Origin of the sequence: Citrobacter freundii complex sp. CFNIH2 (assembly GCF_002880615.1) — a bacterium.
GTDB lineage: Bacteria > Pseudomonadota > Gammaproteobacteria > Enterobacterales > Enterobacteriaceae > Citrobacter_A > Citrobacter_A amalonaticus_F.
In genome coordinates this window covers 3,139,488-3,155,238 of sequence record NZ_CP025757.1, presented here as the reverse complement: position 1 = coordinate 3,155,238, position 15,751 = coordinate 3,139,488, and the positions used below count along the sequence as shown (strand labels likewise).

Here is a 15,751-nt window from a genome sequence, read left to right as displayed (position 1 = left end):
TAACGTTAGAGAGCAAGACAAAATGGTTACAATGTCGGACATAGCCAAACAAGCAGGTGTTTCGAAGTCAACTGTGTCACGGGTAATTTCCGGAAATACAAAGATATCCAAAGCAACCCGTGATATTGTGATGAAGGCCATTAATGAAACTGGTTACCGCCCAAATCTTGTTGCCCGAAATTTGGCCGTTAGCTGCACCAAAAACATTGGCCTTATGGTGGCAAATACTCTTTATAATGGACCATATTTCAGTGAATTGATTTATCAAATTGCAACAGTAACTGAAGAATTTGGTGGGCAACTTATACTGGCAGATGGCAAGCATAGTAATGAACAGGAAAGGCAAGCCATTGACTTTTTAATGGACCTTCAGTGTGATGGGATTATTGTTTATTCCAGGTATTTATCAATCAAAGAGCTTGAAGAGATAGTTAAAAAATATAAAAAACCTGTTTTAATTTTTAACCGGAAGTTAAATGATTTTAAAGAGTTCGCAGTATCCGTTAACCACAGGAGGGATACGTACAATGCGGTTAATTATTTAGTCAGTCATGGGCATCGTGACATTTTCTTTATTTCTGGTCCAAAGGATTCTCAAACTGGATCAGAAAGATTAACTGGTTTTACTGAGGCATTAAAAATAAATAATATACCCTTCAATAAAAATAATGTTTGCTTTGGCGACTGGTCAATGGAAAGTGGAAGAAAAGCAATGAATACTCTTTTTGCTCATATGAATAATGTTACCAGCATTATTGCCAGTAATGATTATATGGCGATTGGTGCAGCTAACTCCATCTATGAGAAAGGACTTAGGATCCCGGGTGATATGTCGATAGTGAGTTTTGATGATATCCCTGTGGCTTCATTTTTTGTTCCTCCGCTTACTACATTCCGTGTGCCAGTTGATGCAATGGTGAAACTAGCAATTGAACAGTTAATTAATATGATTAATCAAAATGTTGTAAATATATTACCATCTGTCGATGGAATACTTATTGAAAGAAAATCCGTTGGCCCAGGCCCGTTCAATTTTGGTATAAAATAACATTGTTAACCTCAAGCTTGTCTATTATAAAAAAATCAGGTCTTGAGTCGCTAAACAATCTAGCGAATGAATTATGTCCTTTGAATAATTGTAGTTAAATTTAAATATCAGAAGTACCTACTGTAATTTTTTGTAATTTACTAATTTTATCTTGCATAAATATATCAATCACCCGATAATGCAATCGGTTGCATTGATGATTTTCTTACTTTATTCATACTAAATGTCTGAGATAAATATAAGGAGTTGTATATGAATGGTTTTAACGACGAATTTTTATGGGGCGGAGCCGTTGCTGCTCATCAACTGGAAGGTGGATGGCAGGAAGGAAATAAAGGTATTAGTGTTGCAGATGTAATGACTGCTGCTTCACATGCTGTGCCAAGAGAAATAACGGATGGCGTTATACCTGATAAGTACTATCCGAATCATGAAGCCATTGATTTCTATCATCGATATAAAGATGACATCGCACTTTTTGCTGAAATGGGTTTCAAATGTTTCAGAACCTCAATTGCCTGGAGCAGAATATTTCCTGAGGGTGATGAAATAACTCCTAATGAAGACGGTTTGCTTTTCTATGATAACCTTTTTGATGAGCTGATCAAATATGGAATTGAGCCAGTGGTAACTCTTTCTCATTTTGAAATGCCTTTTAATCTAGTAAAAAAATATGGTGGATGGCGTAACAGGAAAATAATAGATTTTTTTATAAATTTTTCTGAAGTTGTATTCAAACGTTATAAAAATAAAGTCAAGTACTGGATGACATTTAATGAGATTAATAACCAGGCTAATTATAACGATGACTTTTCTACATTTACAAACTCAGGAATAATCTATTCTGAAGGTGAGAATAGAGAGGCTGTAATGTATCAAGCTGCGCATTATGAGCTTGTTGCAAGTGCGCTAGCTGTAAAAATTGGACGTGAAATAAACCCTGGTTTTAAAATCGGATGTATGATTGCAATGTGTCCTATTTACCCGCTCACCTGCGCACCGGATGATATAATGATGGCATTAAGCGCAATGCATAAACGTTACTGGTTTACGGATGTGCATGTCAGAGGTAAATATCCGTCACATGTTATGTCATATCTCAAAAGGAAAGGCTATTTGCTTGATATGACCAACGAAGATCTCGATATCCTGAAGAACGGTTGTGTAGATTATATCGCATTAAGTTATTATATGTCATTCACCACACAAGCAACAGCTGATAATCCTGAGTTTGATTATATCGAGACAAAGCACCTTGTGCGAAATCCGCATGTTCAGGAATCTGATTGGGGCTGGCAAATTGACCCTGTTGGATTACGTTATTCTTTAAATTATTTCTATGACCATTATCAACTTCCTTTATTTATCGTTGAAAACGGACTTGGAGCAGTTGATGAAATCAATGAAAGTAATACTGTTGATGATCAGTACCGAATTGATTACCTGGAATCGCATATCGCTGAAATGAAAAAAGCGGTAGTAGAGGATGGTGTAGACTTAATTGGTTATACTCCGTGGGGATGTATTGATCTTGTTTCTGCTGGTACAGGGGAAATGAAGAAAAGATATGGTTTTATCTATGTTGACAAAGATGACTCAGGAAATGGTTCCTTATCAAGGATTAAGAAAAAATCCTTCGAATGGTATAAGGGGGTCATTGCTTCGAATGGTAAAAACATTTCCTGAGTGCAAAGAAAATAAATATATATAACATTATGAAGTTTCAAATCGACAAGGATGTCGATTTTGTTATTATATATTTTAATACTCGTTTTAAAGCAGGCGCCTTGATCTTACCCACCATTAGTGGACACGCGACTAAGTGAGTAAACTCTCAACCAGAGGTAGCTCACATGACAAAATCCGTATCAACCAGTAAGAAACCCCGTAAGCAGCATTCGCCTGAATTCCGCGATGAAGCCCTGAAACTCGCTGAACGCATCGGTGTCGCTGCCGCCGCCCGCGAACTCAGCCTGTATGAGTCGCAACTCTACAACTGGCGCAGCAAGCAGCAGCATCAGACCGCATCCTCTGAGCGCGAGAGTGAACTGGCGGCTGAAAATGCCCGTCTCAAACGTCAGCTGGCTGAGCAGGCAGAGGAACTGGCCATTCTCCAAAAGGCCGCGACATACTTCGCGAAGCGCCTGAAATGAAGTATGTCTTTATCGAACAACACCAGGCTGAATTCAGCATTAAAGCCATGTGCCGCGTACTGTGCGTGGCCCGTAGCGGTTGGTATGCCTGGCGCAAGCGCCGCAGCGTCATCAGTGCCCGCCAGCGTTTCCGGCAGGGTTGCGACAGCGCGGTCAGTAATGCTTTCGGCCAGGCAAAACAGCGCTACGGTGCGCCCCGTCTGGCAGAAGAGCTGCGTGCGCAGGGCCTGGCGTACAACGTGAAAACCATTGCTGCCAGCCTGCGCCGTCAGGGGTTACGGGCGAAAGCCGCACGCCGGTTCAGCCCGGTGAGCTACCGTGAACATAGCCTGCCGGTGTCAGAGAACCTGCTGAAGCAGGATTTTTACGCCAGCGGCCCGAACCAGAAGTGGTCGGGAGACATAACCTACTTGCGTACCGACGAGGGCTGGCTGTACCTGGCGGTGGTCATCGACCTCTGGTCGCGGGCCGTCATCGGCTGGTCGATGTCATCGCGGATGACGGCCCGGCTTGCCTGCGATGCGTTGCAGATGGCGTTGTGGCGGCGTAAACGGCCGGAGAACGTAATTATGCATACGGACCGGGGCGGACAATACTGCTCAGCGGCCTTTCAGGCACTGCTGAAGCGGCATAACCTGCGCGGGAGCATGAGCGCCAGGGGCAACTGCTACGATAATGCGTGCACGGAAAGCTTCTTCCACTCACTGAAGGTGGAATGTATCCACGGAGAACGCTTTGCCAGCCGGGAAATAATGCGGGCGGCGGTGTTCAATTATATCGAGTGTGATTACAATCGCTGGCGTCGCCACAGTGCCTGCGGTGGTATTAGCCCGGAACAGTTCGAAAACCAAATCCTCGCTTAGGGCGTGTCCACATTACGTGGGTAGGATCACCTAACCTCTTCACTGAAAACATAAATTATTCTGATATCCGCTGGTCAAATTCATGACGAGCATTCTCAACCTGGTGCTGATTTTTAGCAACCCATGCACCCAGAGTGTCAAGCGGGTCACGCAAAGAATGCCCCAGTTCAGTAAGTTCATAACTCACCCGGGGGGGCGTTGTTGGATAGACAGTGCGAGTGACCAGTCCATCGCGCTCGAGTTTTCGTAGCGTCAGTGTCAGCATGCGCTGTGAGATATGACCGATCATCCTGCGGATCTCATTAAATCCTCGCGGCCCACCGGCAAGCTGCATGATTGTCATCACACTCCACTTGTCACCAATTCGCGCCAGCGTTTCCAGGACAGCAGAACAACATTTAAGAACTGCAGAACTGCTTTTCTCAGTCACACTTGAGTTATCAGGTATCACACATGTGCCCTCTTGTCTGGTTCTTATTAAGTCTCTAGTATCAATTTTACACTAACGAAGGAAGAGGAACTAGCTATGAAATTATTGCATCTCGATTCCAGCATTCTTGGACAGAACTCGGTCAGCAGGCAGCTCTCAGCTGATATTGTCCAAAAGATAAGTCATCAGGTTCAGCCCGTTATCGTGAAATACCGGGATTTGGCTGACAATCCAATTCCGCACCTTTCGGGTGCTTATCTGGCAGCCTCTGGTAGTCCAGGCACTGGTCATGACAGTACTCTACAGAGCGAGTTAGCATTGAGCAGCGAAGTACTCAATGAGTTTATTAATGCAGATGTGGTCGTTATTGGGGCCGCGCTTTACAACTTTTCCATTCCCAGCCAGCTTAAAGCCTGGATTGATCGTATTGCTATCAACGGAAAAACCTTTCGTTACACGGAAGCCGGGCCAGTTGGCCTGGTCGGAGACAAGAAGATTATCCTTGCGATTGCGCGCGGAGGTTATTATGGACATGGTTCTTCCGCTGAAGCGCTGGAGCATGCTGAGTCTTATTTGAGGGCTATCTTCAGCTTTATTGGTGTAACAAAACTGCAGGTTGTCATTGCCGAAGGGCACAACGTTGGGCCGGATCATCGAACGAGAGCACTGGATATCGCTGCTCAGCAGGTTGCTGCACTGGTTATTTGAGTCGGGAAATATTATGCCTGCGTCACGTGTAATTTGCCGACTTTACACACCAAAGATGAATCAGGAAGGCTCTGCTATTCACCGGTCAAGGCTTCTTCTCCTGTTGCCCTCGCAATAGATTTTAACCTGTCCTTTCTGGCTTCTTATGGAGGATTGGTATATGCAAAGGGCCTTCGGAAAGTGGCATTGAGAAGCTCATTTACATGGTGGATGGTACGAATTCACATTATGACAATCATGGTAACAGAGGAGTTATAGTGCCCGGAGAAGCTTTGCGGCTTGCTGGGGCAGGGGACCTATCCATGATGGATCCTCTGTCGATGACCGCCATGTCCACACGCTTCAGCTTTAGGTCAATCTACTCCGGGCCCATGTCAACAAGTTTACCTTGGTCAGTTTCCATGAGTGCCTGGGGTAATCAAACGACAGCAACGTACTCTGAGTCAGAACCGCACGCTGTTGCGCCAAGGGCCTGGTAACCGACTCAGTACTCGTCGTACTCGAGGTAAGCAAAGTTACAAGTAATAATAATGTTGGTTTCATAATCAAGGACATTAAAATTCGACAATGGGAATAACCAACTTATTACTTATCATAAATTAATTGATGATTATTTAACTAAATTTTATAATCAAAAGTCAGCAATACATTACATGGATCACCATAAATATGGTGCCAGAAGAACCCGATCATGGCATCATGTTTTTATCAACTAAGTTGGTTATGCTTAACTGCAAGATCTGGAATTCAGGAACGAGTCACAATGTACTCTGTCCCACTTCTTGGGAGAACAAGTCTGACTCCCTTATGTTCAAGTAAAACCATATATAATTTTGCCTGTTACATACTTTCTGGCTGTGTTAAAAATGGCTTCACTGTAAAATACCACACAATTAAATTATCGCGATGCCTGTATTTTTTATATTTCGAGTGCAGGTCATTTCTTTGATTATGTCTTTAATTAACTATACTTTCTCTGGCCATTGCTCTTCAAAAACCTGTCTGCTATCAGATAATGTCAAATATCATTCTCAATGTCGCTGTATATATAAGCCTGTGCCATAGGAGATGTAATTAATTTAATAACTTCCAGTTTTAAGTTATGGTTAACCGGTTTCTTTGGTAATAAATGGCCATCACTAGAAACAGGGAAACGCTTAAAATATGCTGAAGTGACATTTCGCTCAGAAGGAAACGTTAATAAAATCAACATTGTTAAAATTTACCACATATCACACTTTCGCTTAATGACATTTATATTCGAAAAGGAGACATAAAGGGTCATGAACAGAAAACTTCTGAAACAAAGCAACCTCTGTGTCTCCTACTACACTACGTAAACTATCCTGAATTTCTGAAAAATCGTGCCGGTGTAGTGGCGTACCGCGTGCGAAAGGCCGCAACAAAGCTTGACGAAGATTCATAACCGACTTTGATGGCTACATTCGTGACATTTTCTCCATAGGCAAGAAGTTCCAGCGCGGTGGTCATTCTCAACCGCAGACGCCATTCCGAAAAAGTCATCTTCACTTCCTGAGCAAAAATTCGCTCAATAGTGCGTGCACTGGCCCCTGATTTCCGGGCAAGAATATGAAGAGATTCACGGTTTGCCGGGTCTTCCCGTAACAGGTTGACAACCCTGACGGCACGGGGATCTACCGGCAGTGGAATATCAACAGAGGCCTGTGTCATATTCTGGAACTGATCGACAAGAACATGAGCTAGCCGTGACTGAACTGAATCAGGTTGATAGTTCCATGGGAATTCGGCACAGCTCAGGATAAGTTCACGTAACAGAGGGGTGACTTCAACCACCATACACTGCTCGTGTGTTGGCGCGCGATATGCGTTCGCATCAATATACAAAGTTCTGATTTGTGCCGGACGTTTCACTTCGGTTGCATGTTCGGTACCTGCCCTTATCCACATCGCTCTGCTGGGAGGTAACACCCATTTTCCCTCGGTCGTTGTAAGATGGAGAACGCCTGCGATGGCAAAGCTGAGTTGATGCCTTTCGTGTTTATGATACGGAACAAATTCTGGCTCTGAAAAATCACTCCTGCCAACTACCGGGGCTTTTGCAAGATCGGGATTTAGGTGATATTGGCATTTTGAAGACATAATTTGTCAGTTTATCGATTTCATGTCTTTTCCACTTTATCCATAATATTTTGTATGTACAACAGACAGAGTAAAATTAACGATGGCGGCAGGAAACAGGGCACGAAATGTGTCAAGCTATGCGTCAGGAGGCGGCGTCAATAAGGCGAAAGCAACCGGTCTCCCTCGAGCCAAGCATTCGACCCGGCTTTCATTTTTTATCGGTGGATTTGGTATTGCCTGCTGGGCCCCTATGGTGCCTTTCGCCCAGGAACGGCTTCAGGCAGATTCTTCACAGTTGGGCAGTATTTTATTGTGTCTGGGTCTTGGGGCTCTGGTCGGTATGCCAGTGGCGGGGGGGGTTGTTGCGCGTAAAGGTCCGCGGATTTCTGTCATTTCAGGGGCCGCCGGTTTATGTATCGCTCTGCCACTGCTGGCAACCATGACAAATCCCTGGTTACTTGCAATGAGTCTACTTTTGCTGGGGGCTTCTGTCGGTGCCGTGGATGTTGCTGCCAATATCCACGGAACTGAAGTTCAGAACGCCGCCAGTACGCCGCTGATGTCCGGATTTCATGGGCTTTACAGTATCGGGGGACTTGCCGGTGCCAGTGGCATGACGCTGGCTATTGCTGCGGGACTTCATGTCGCCAGCGCTGCAATGCTGGCTTCTGGGGTGATTATTCTGGCTGTGCTTATGGCCGCCCCAGGGTTCATGAAAGTGCGTGCACAGTCTGGCCATTCTGCTTTTGTGCTCCCCAGAGGAGTGGTTATTGTTATGGGATTACTGCTGTTTACCATATTCCTGGCTGAAGGCGCAGTGCTTGACTGGGGAGCTATTTTACTGACGCAGGTTAAACATATTGAAGTATCCCGGTCCGGTATTGGTTATACTGTTTTTGCGTTTTCACTGACCATTAGCCGTTTTTTTGGCGACTGGCTGGTCTCACGGGCAGGAGCGCGCATAGTTCTGTTCTCCGGTATTTTCCTGACAGGTATCGGACTTGCTGTAGCAGTAATAGCCACTCCAATTTTGATTGTCCTGGGGGGTATCGGTGTCGCGGGTTTAGCAGCAGGAAATGTAGTTCCGATAATATTAACAGCCGCTGGCCGACAACATGTTATGTCAGCTTCTGCAGCAATAGCTGCAACAAGCACGATGGGCTATCTCGGGATCCTTATGGGACCGGCATTAATTGGCTATATTTCGCACTTTACTGGACTACAAATCTGTCTCATTCTTGTTAGTATGTTTACCTTATCTACTGCCATGGCAGTTCCGGCAATAATGATTGGAAATAAAAATAGTTGAAATGCCCATTTTTTTCTAATGTTAAAAAAGAACTGATATATAAATTTTTAACGGATTTCCAACTCAAAAAATATATCCCTTTAAGCATGCGAGTTACCTGTGGCCGGTAACTCACATTATGTTGATTCTACCTATTCTAATCAATCCTGCATTTATCGCCTGCGCAAACCAAATTTTTTCATAAGTTTGACATCTTCAGCAATTTTATTGTCTGCTTATCGCTGTCAGAACGCTTAATAACTGGATAATATCTTCAGTCAGTCAGCCACTCCCCCTTGCCTGGCATTGCTCCCAATCAACCGCTGATTCGCAACAGTGTGGTTAAGATCTGCATACTCATCCAGCTAGTAACCCGCACCCTTTCGCTTGTACAGTCCGGAGACATCGTGAACACTTGTTCGGAGACATGGTCGACATTTACAACTAAGGCATAAGAACCCATTTCTGGAGTCACTTATGCCGTGGTATGCGAGAGATACCATGGCATTACGTTCTGAGTTTGTCCTTTTCGCCTCACAGGACGGAGCGAACATCCGTGCGCTTTGTCGCCGGTTCGGCATTTCACCCACCACCGCCTACAAGTGGCTCCGACGCTTTGCAGAAGAAGGCTTCGCTGGCCTCACTGACCGTTCCCGTGCGCCGCATCATTCCCATTCAGGAACAGACGACAGCATCATTGACCTTCTGCGTATGGCGCAGTAAGAGCATGACTGCTAGGGGCCCGCAAGATTAAGCGCTGGCTTGAGAATAAAGGGCATACCCTCCCGGCCTTCAGCACCGTACATAACCTGATGGCCCGTCATGGCCTGCGTCCCGGTCTGCCGCCTGGCATTCCGGTCACCGGACGTTTTGAACACAGTGCCCCCAATCAGCTCTGGCAGATGGATTTTAAAGGCCATTTCCCTTTTGATGCGGGCGCTGTCATCCCCTCACGTTGCTTGACGACCATTCCCGCTTTTCGCTCTGCCTGGCTCACTGTTCTGATGAACGCCGCGCCACCGTGCCGGCGTAACTGATTAAGGTGTTTGAACGCTACGGTCTGCCGGAGCGGATGACCATGGATAACGGCGCGCCCTGGGTGACACTACCGGAAGCTGGACCCCGCTGGAGCTCTGGCTGATGCGCCAGGGTATCCGGCTGGGCCACTCACGGCCTTATCATCCTCAGACGCAGAGCAAGCTGGAGCATTTTCACCGCAGCCTGAAGGCGAAAGTGCCGCAGGGGCAGTGGTTTACGGACAGCAGCCAGTTGCTGCAGGTGTTCGAACACTGGCGGACGGACTACAACTATGAGCGTCCACATGAGGCGCTCGTGATGGTGGTGCCTGCGTCGCGCTATCAGCCATCATCAAGGCAGAACAACGGGGCCGTACAGCCGCCGGAATATGATGAAGGCGTGCAGGTGCGCAAGGTGGATACCCGCGGAAAACTGAGCATAAAAGGGGTGAGTCTGAGCGCGGGAAAAGCGTTCAGGGGAGAGCAAGTGGGACTAGGTGAAACGGCAGAGGAAGGCTGTTATGAAGTGTGGTGGTACAGTACAAAAGTGGGGATGATCGACCTGAAAAACGGGTCGATCATCATGGGTAAAGAGTGTTCACCATGTCCCCGAACACCTGTCTACCATGTCTCCGGATCGTACACGCGGAGGGGGAGGGCGCTAATTTTCTTACGGCGCAGATTATCGTGACATAACCGGGTGTCATAAGCGCCGTTCGCTGGCCTGATTTTTCGATGTGTCTGCCGGACGAGTCCGGGGAAGACCTCTGCATCCGTAACGTTGTAAAGCGATAGGTCAGCACACATGACTTCATGCGTTTTCGTGTCAACAGCCAGATCAGTTGCCGCCAGATACAACGGCGTTCTTTGCCATGTTTTTTGACTTTCCACTCACCTTCGCCGAAGACCTTCAACACGGTCGAATCAATCACCAGGGACGCGATTTCACCGCGAGTGTGTGTTTTAAAACTTCTTTGCCCGCTTGCTGACACTGGCGTAATCCGGACTGCGCAGAGGGAAACCATCACGGTAAAGATGGAGTCAATGAAGCCCTGAACGGCCCGCAGGTTCAGCCGAAATAATCGTTTCACCCCCAGGACAGTGGTGATGGCGAGGGCGAGGGCAGAATAGCCTTGAGGTCGTCCCCGTGATGTGGCCATCGCTGACTCATATCAGACCTTTATTGCCTCGTCATCCTGCCAGAAAGTGACGGAGCCGCATTTGATAAGGGCTTTTTTATAAGTACGCCAGTTGGTAACTCTGAACTTTTACTCTGCCAAGGGACAGCCTGCGTTGTCAGGGGATACGTGATCTGAGCCGTCAACTTAGCAAAAGTTCGATTTATTCAACAAAGCCTATTGCTGGATAAACCTTTCTAGAAAATGCGATGAGCTTCACATTTGCATCTTTTGTAAGTTGCATAAATAGTATACATAGGATTATACATAAATCTGGATTGTTACTGCGTCAGCAGGCGAAACCTGATTTCTGGTCTTTGGCCAGAAGTTGGGTTTTTTTGTTTCTGGAGTCGTAATGAAGATCGCCAATATACTGAATAATAATGCCGTGCTTGTTCTCGATGATCACCAATGCGAACAGGTGGTCATGGGCCGTGGACTAGGTTTTGGTAAACATCCAGGGGATCTTGTGCCAGACGACAGGGTTGAAAAAATCTTCTCCCTGCAGGATGGTGAACTGATGAGAAAACTGAGCGAATTGATTCGACAGGTTCCTTCAGAAGTTATGACTACCTGTATGTATATTATTGAACTTTCCACCCAGCGTCTGGGGACATTGCAGGATAATCTTTATATCGCATTGACGGATCACTGTTATTTTGCCATTGAGAGACAGAAAAAAGGAATCGCAATCCGTAATGTACTTTTATGGGAAATAAAAAAGCTATATTCAAAAGAGTTTCAGCTTGGGCTGGAAGCGCTGCAAATTATTGATAAAAATTTGGGCGTCCTGCTTTCTGAGGATGAGGCAGGTTTCATAGCTCTGCATCTAGTTACAGCGCAGCTGGACAGTGAAATGACTGAGGTAAAGCATATTATTTCAGTAATGCAGGAGATACTGCAGATTGTCAGGATAAAGTTATGTATTGAATATGATGAAGACAGTCTTACATATCAGCGTTTTGTAACCCACTTGAAGTTTTTTGCTCACCGAATGCTCAACAAAACAGTGATTAAGGATGATGACGCAAGTATGCATATAGCTGTTAAAGATAATTATGCATTGGCATGGCATTGTTCTGAGATAATAAGTGAGCATTTGCTGAGAAATTATCAACGCGAACTGACAACCGAAGAGGTGATGTTTCTTTCGATTCATATAGAGCGAGTCAGAAAAGAAAGTCGAAAATTATAAGGGGTTATTTTTTTTGATTGAGAGCCTGTGCTGATTGTTTAGATTATTATTCTAATAGGATTGTTACTACTTCGAGTAGGCAAAACCTGAATATCTCTAAAGTGGAGAGTTCAGGTTTTTTTTTAACTCGATTCAGTCAATTCTGCCTGATTGAAGTCATGTTTAAAGGAAAAGTAAATGAAATATCATGAACTAGCGACGGAGATCGTCAACAATGTCGGTGGCCGGGGTAATGTGGTTAGCCTTGTACACTGCTCCACAAGGTTGCGGTTTAAGTTAAAAGATAAAAGTAAGGCTGATGCTGAAGTCCTGAAATCAAATCCAGGTGTAATAATGGTCGTCGAAAGTGGCGGACAGTTTCAAGTTGTCATTGGTAGTCATGTCAGTGATGTTTATCAGGCTGTATGTGAGATTGTAGGAATCAATGATGATAAACCTCTGGCCGAAATACCTGGCGAGAAAGTAACTTTACTGAGCCGCCTCATTGATATTGTATCAGCAATATTTACCCCTTTTATTGGACTAATGGCTGCATCAGGTATCCTCAAAGGTCTACTTGCTTTAAGCTTAGTTTGTGGCTGGTTGACTGAAAAAGATGGGACTTATAAAATCTGGTTTGCTGCAAGCGATTCCCTTTTTTATTTTCTACCTCTTATTATCGGATATACAGCTGGGAAAAAATTCGGTGGGAATCCTTTCATTACGATGGCCATCGGTGGTAGCCTGTTACATCCGGTAATCATGCAGTCCTTACAGTCTGCGGGAAACCTGGTATTGGTGGGAGAGCATTTTCTTGGCATCCCTGTCATTCTTATTAACTACAGTTCTTCTGTAATTCCCATTATCCTTGCATCATGGGCCAGTAGCTGGATTGAAAGGCAAAGTAATAAAATCATACCTGCAACCGTGAAAAGTTTTATCACGCCTTTGTTGTGCCTTGCGATTACGGTGCCACTGGCATTCATGCTGATTGGGCCTGCGGCAACATGGCTGAGTAAAATGCTGGCATATGGATATCAGGCGGTATACAGCGTTGCGCCCTGGCTCGCTGGTGGACTCATTGGATCGATCTGGCAGGTGTCAGTAATTTTCGGTCTACATTGGGGCCTTGTTCCTCTGATTATTAATAACTTTACTGTTTTTGGTCATGACTCGATGATCCCTATGATTTTACCAGCTGTTATGGGACAGGTGGGAGCAAGTCTGGGGATTTTCCTGAAAACTCGCGATATTCGTCTCAAAATGCTGGCTGGTTCCGCTACTACGGTGGGTTTTTTCGGAATTACAGAACCTGCAATCTATGGTGTCAACCTGCCTTATCGACGTCCTTTCCTGTTTGGCTGTATTGCTGGCGGAGCCGGGGGAGCTGTAGTCGGTTTCTTTAATACTCAGGTCTATTCTTTCGGTCTCGCTAATCTATTTACTCTGATCCAGACTATTCCGCCAAGCGGTATTGATTCTACGGTATGGGGAGCGGCGCTTGGATTGGCTATCTCTTTAGTATTGGCATGTGTGATGACATTTATAGCAGGTGTACCTGCTGAAGATAAAAAAGGTAAACCAGCATCAATGAATAATGATGTTAAATATGATGGGTATTCCATTTTATCTCCACTGAGTGGTGCTGTTGTCTCGCTTTCTGATGTACCAGATAACACATTTTCTGGCGGTTTATTGGGACAGGGGGTTGCAATCATTCCACTTGATGGACGCGTTATTGCTCCTTTTGATGGCGAAGTATCATCTCTCTTCCCGTCTCGACATGCGATAGGTCTACTCAGTAATGACGGTACAGAGTTATTGATACATATTGGTATCGATACTGTAAAACTGGATGGACATTATTTTACTACGCATGTAAAGACAGGTGATCGGATTCACAGTGGGGATGTGTTGCTGGAGTTTGATAGACAAAAAATAATAGATTCTGGATATGATATCATCACTCCAATTATTATTAGCAACAGTGATGATTATTCTTCTGTGGAAAACATAGTTAAAGGTAAATCTATACATGCCGGTGAACCATTACTGGGATTAAGTCATAAACCATAAAGTAAGGAGTCAATGAATATGAAAGCATTTCCGGACACATTTTTGTGGGGAGGCGGTCTTGCGGCAAACCAAGTGGAAGGTGCCTACCAGGAAGATGGTAAAGGCATATCTACCTCAGATGTACAGCCTGATGGGATGTGGGCACCTATCAGGGAAAGAACGGGGGCTGACTGGAGTATTAAAGATGTGGCTATCGATTTCTATCATCGTTATCCCGAAGATGTTGCGTTGTTCGCCGAAATGGGATTTACCTGTCTGCGCCTTTCAATTGCATGGACCCGCATTTATCCTAACGGTGACGAAGAAAAACCCAACGATGCGGGTCTTGCCTTTTATGATAGGTTGTTCGATGAATTGGCCAAGCACAATATCCAACCAGTAGTAACCTTGTCTCACTATGAAATGCCCTGGACACTGGTGAAAAATTACGGAGGTTGGGGGAGTAGACAAGTTATCGCTTTCTTTGAACGTTATGCGAAAACTGTATTTAATCGATATAGGGAAAAAGTTAAATTCTGGCTGACCTTTAATGAAGTCAATATTTCCCTGCATGCACCTCTGACCGGAGTGGGGATCCCGGACGACAGCAGCAAAAGCGATATCTACCAGGCCATCCATCATCAACTTGTGGCCAGTGCATTGGCAGTAAAAGCCTGTCATGAGATAATACCAGATGCCCGAATCGGGAATATGCTACTGGGTGGGATAATGTACCCTCTTACTTGTAAGCCAGAAGATATTTTGGAAACAATGCAGGCAAATCATACCTGGCAGTTCTTTGGTGATGTACAGAGCAGGGGAAGCTATCCGGGATATATGTTGCGCTATTTCAGAGAGCAGGGTATTGTGCTGGATATTACAGATGCGGATAAAGAAGTACTGAAAGAGACCGTTGACTTTATTTCTTTCAGCTATTACATGAGTGGTTGTGTTACCACGGATGAGGAACAAAATAAGAGGGCGCGCAGTAATATTCTGAGTATGGTCCATAATCCCTATCTTCCTGCGAGTGATTGGGGCTGGCAAATCGATCCCAAAGGTCTTCGCATTCTTCTGAATACGCTATGGGATCGTTATCAGAAACCACTATTCATTGTTGAAAATGGCCTTGGGGCTAAAGATAAAGTGGAATCCGACGGCACCATTAATGACGATTATCGTATCCGATATCTTAATGATCATCTCGTGCAGGTGAGAGAAGCCATTGATGACGGTGTTGAGATGCTAGGATATGCCAGTTGGGGACCAATTGATCTGGTCAGCTTTTCAAATGCCGAGCTTTCCAAGCGATATGGATTTATCTATGTCGACAGGGATGATCAGGGGAATGGTACACTGAAACGTAGCAGGAAGAAGAGTTTCTACTGGTACCGTGATATCATCGCCAGTAAGGGTGAACGACTGGAACCCTAGGGAGCTTGCAATTGCAATTTCTAACCGGAGAATTCAATTACAGTAGGTCGCCGTTGAAAAACTGGTGGTTGATGCCTGGATTGAAGGAAGCTATCAAAAACTGTGGCAGGCAATTACGCTATCGAAAACCGTGCCCAGCGCTTCGGTCACTAAAGCATTACTCGATGATTTAATCGAGGCTAATCAGGCGTACTGGCCGGAATTTCATTAATTGTTATGGCTGGCATTGAATATGCCAGCCCTCTCTTTCTTACCTATCAATACACTACTTGGCAATATACTTTAAATTACTCCCTACTGC

The 15,751-nt window shown here is 45.1% G+C and carries 12 protein-coding genes and 2 pseudogenes; 10 read left to right on the top strand and 4 right to left on the bottom strand.

Annotation, left to right across the window (positions count from 1 at the left end; translation table 11 throughout):
* The first annotated feature begins 22 nt into the window (after positions 1 to 22).
* From WM46_RS15375 to WM46_RS15365, 3 genes are all read left to right on the top strand, one after another.
* Complete coding sequence (locus tag WM46_RS15375; RefSeq protein WP_102602722.1) at positions 23 to 1,048, top strand: LacI family DNA-binding transcriptional regulator; 1,026 nt, start codon at positions 23 to 25, stop codon at positions 1,046 to 1,048.
* A gap of 252 nt (positions 1,049 to 1,300) precedes the next feature.
* Entirely contained in the window at positions 1,301 to 2,734 is a 1,434-nt protein-coding gene (locus WM46_RS15370) for a 6-phospho-beta-glucosidase (protein ID WP_102602721.1), read from the top strand.
* 167 nt (positions 2,735 to 2,901) lie between these two features.
* Positions 2,902 to 4,064, top strand: a protein-coding gene (locus WM46_RS15365) for an IS3 family transposase (protein ID WP_102602369.1) whose coding sequence is annotated in 2 segments (ribosomal slippage) — positions 2,902 to 3,163 and positions 3,163 to 4,064 — 1,164 coding nt in all. Because the reading frame shifts where the segments join, the coding sequence is not laid out codon by codon here.
* 55 nt (positions 4,065 to 4,119) lie between these two features.
* Here WM46_RS15365 and WM46_RS15360 read toward each other — a convergent pair.
* Positions 4,120 to 4,515, bottom strand: coding sequence for a winged helix-turn-helix transcriptional regulator (locus tag WM46_RS15360; protein ID WP_262360396.1), 396 nt, complete (start codon positions 4,513 to 4,515; stop codon positions 4,120 to 4,122).
* Between the two features lie 75 nt (positions 4,516 to 4,590).
* Here WM46_RS15360 and WM46_RS15355 point away from each other — a divergent pair, with 75 nt between their 5' ends.
* Positions 4,591 to 5,202, top strand: coding sequence for an FMN-dependent NADH-azoreductase (locus tag WM46_RS15355; RefSeq protein ID WP_102602719.1), 612 nt, complete (start codon positions 4,591 to 4,593; stop codon positions 5,200 to 5,202).
* Between the two features lie 1,018 nt (positions 5,203 to 6,220).
* Here WM46_RS15355 and WM46_RS26390 read toward each other — a convergent pair.
* On the bottom strand, positions 6,221 to 6,415 hold the full coding sequence (locus WM46_RS26390; protein WP_187394385.1) for a hypothetical protein: 195 nt from the start codon (positions 6,413 to 6,415) through the stop codon (positions 6,221 to 6,223).
* 128 nt (positions 6,416 to 6,543) lie between these two features.
* Complete coding sequence (locus WM46_RS15350) at positions 6,544 to 7,323, bottom strand: AraC family transcriptional regulator (protein ID WP_102602718.1); 780 nt, start codon at positions 7,321 to 7,323, stop codon at positions 6,544 to 6,546.
* Between the two features lie 109 nt (positions 7,324 to 7,432).
* Between WM46_RS15350 and WM46_RS15345 the strand changes: the two genes are divergently transcribed.
* On the top strand, positions 7,433 to 8,614 hold the full coding sequence (locus WM46_RS15345; RefSeq protein WP_187394384.1) for an MFS transporter: 1,182 nt from the start codon (positions 7,433 to 7,435) through the stop codon (positions 8,612 to 8,614).
* Positions 8,615 to 9,058: 444 nt separating this feature from the next.
* Positions 9,059 to 10,207 (top strand): annotated as a pseudogene (locus WM46_RS15340) (IS481 family transposase); the annotation flags it as partial.
* Here WM46_RS15340 and WM46_RS15335 read toward each other — a convergent pair.
* On the bottom strand, positions 10,191 to 10,769 hold the full coding sequence (locus tag WM46_RS15335; protein ID WP_102602716.1) for a transposase: 579 nt from the start codon (positions 10,767 to 10,769) through the stop codon (positions 10,191 to 10,193). The pseudogene WM46_RS15340 and the gene WM46_RS15335 sit on opposite strands and share 17 nt — an antisense overlap.
* Before the next feature lie 373 nt (positions 10,770 to 11,142).
* On the opposite strand from WM46_RS15335, the gene licT reads away from it, so the two are divergent.
* From licT to WM46_RS15315, 4 genes and pseudogenes are all read left to right on the top strand, one after another.
* The gene (gene licT, locus WM46_RS15330) at positions 11,143 to 11,982 is read left to right on the top strand and encodes a BglG family transcription antiterminator LicT (RefSeq protein WP_102602715.1); all 840 of its coding nucleotides are present in this window, start codon (positions 11,143 to 11,145) and stop codon (positions 11,980 to 11,982) included.
* A gap of 177 nt (positions 11,983 to 12,159) precedes the next feature.
* A complete protein-coding gene (gene bglF / locus WM46_RS15325) occupies positions 12,160 to 14,037 on the top strand; it encodes a PTS beta-glucoside transporter subunit IIABC (protein ID WP_102602714.1) in 1,878 nt (625 codons plus the stop codon).
* Between the two features lie 18 nt (positions 14,038 to 14,055).
* Positions 14,056 to 15,450, top strand: coding sequence for a glycoside hydrolase family 1 protein (locus tag WM46_RS15320; RefSeq protein WP_102602713.1), 1,395 nt, complete (start codon positions 14,056 to 14,058; stop codon positions 15,448 to 15,450).
* Between the two features lie 46 nt (positions 15,451 to 15,496).
* Positions 15,497 to 15,661 (top strand): annotated as a pseudogene (locus WM46_RS15315) (6-phospho-alpha-glucosidase); the annotation flags it as partial.
* Between the last annotated feature and the right edge of the window lie 90 nt (positions 15,662 to 15,751).

Bases quoted from the DNA above. Each gene is read 5' to 3' on its own strand.
- WM46_RS15375 (WP_102602722.1), top strand. From the start codon at position 23: ATGGTTACAATGTCGGACATAGCCAAACAAGCAGGTGTTTCGAAGTCA.
- WM46_RS15370 (WP_102602721.1), top strand. From the start codon at position 1,301: ATGAATGGTTTTAACGACGAATTTTTATGGGGCGGAGCCGTTGCTGCT.
- WM46_RS15355 (WP_102602719.1), top strand. From the start codon at position 4,591: ATGAAATTATTGCATCTCGATTCCAGCATTCTTGGACAGAACTCGGTC.
- WM46_RS26390 (WP_187394385.1), bottom strand. From the start codon at position 6,415: ATGTTGATTTTATTAACGTTTCCTTCTGAGCGAAATGTCACTTCAGCA.
- WM46_RS15350 (WP_102602718.1), bottom strand. From the start codon at position 7,323: ATGTCTTCAAAATGCCAATATCACCTAAATCCCGATCTTGCAAAAGCC.
- WM46_RS15335 (WP_102602716.1), bottom strand. From the start codon at position 10,769: ATGGCCACATCACGGGGACGACCTCAAGGCTATTCTGCCCTCGCCCTC.
- licT (WP_102602715.1), top strand. From the start codon at position 11,143: ATGAAGATCGCCAATATACTGAATAATAATGCCGTGCTTGTTCTCGAT.
- bglF (WP_102602714.1), top strand. From the start codon at position 12,160: ATGAAATATCATGAACTAGCGACGGAGATCGTCAACAATGTCGGTGGC.
- WM46_RS15320 (WP_102602713.1), top strand. From the start codon at position 14,056: ATGAAAGCATTTCCGGACACATTTTTGTGGGGAGGCGGTCTTGCGGCA.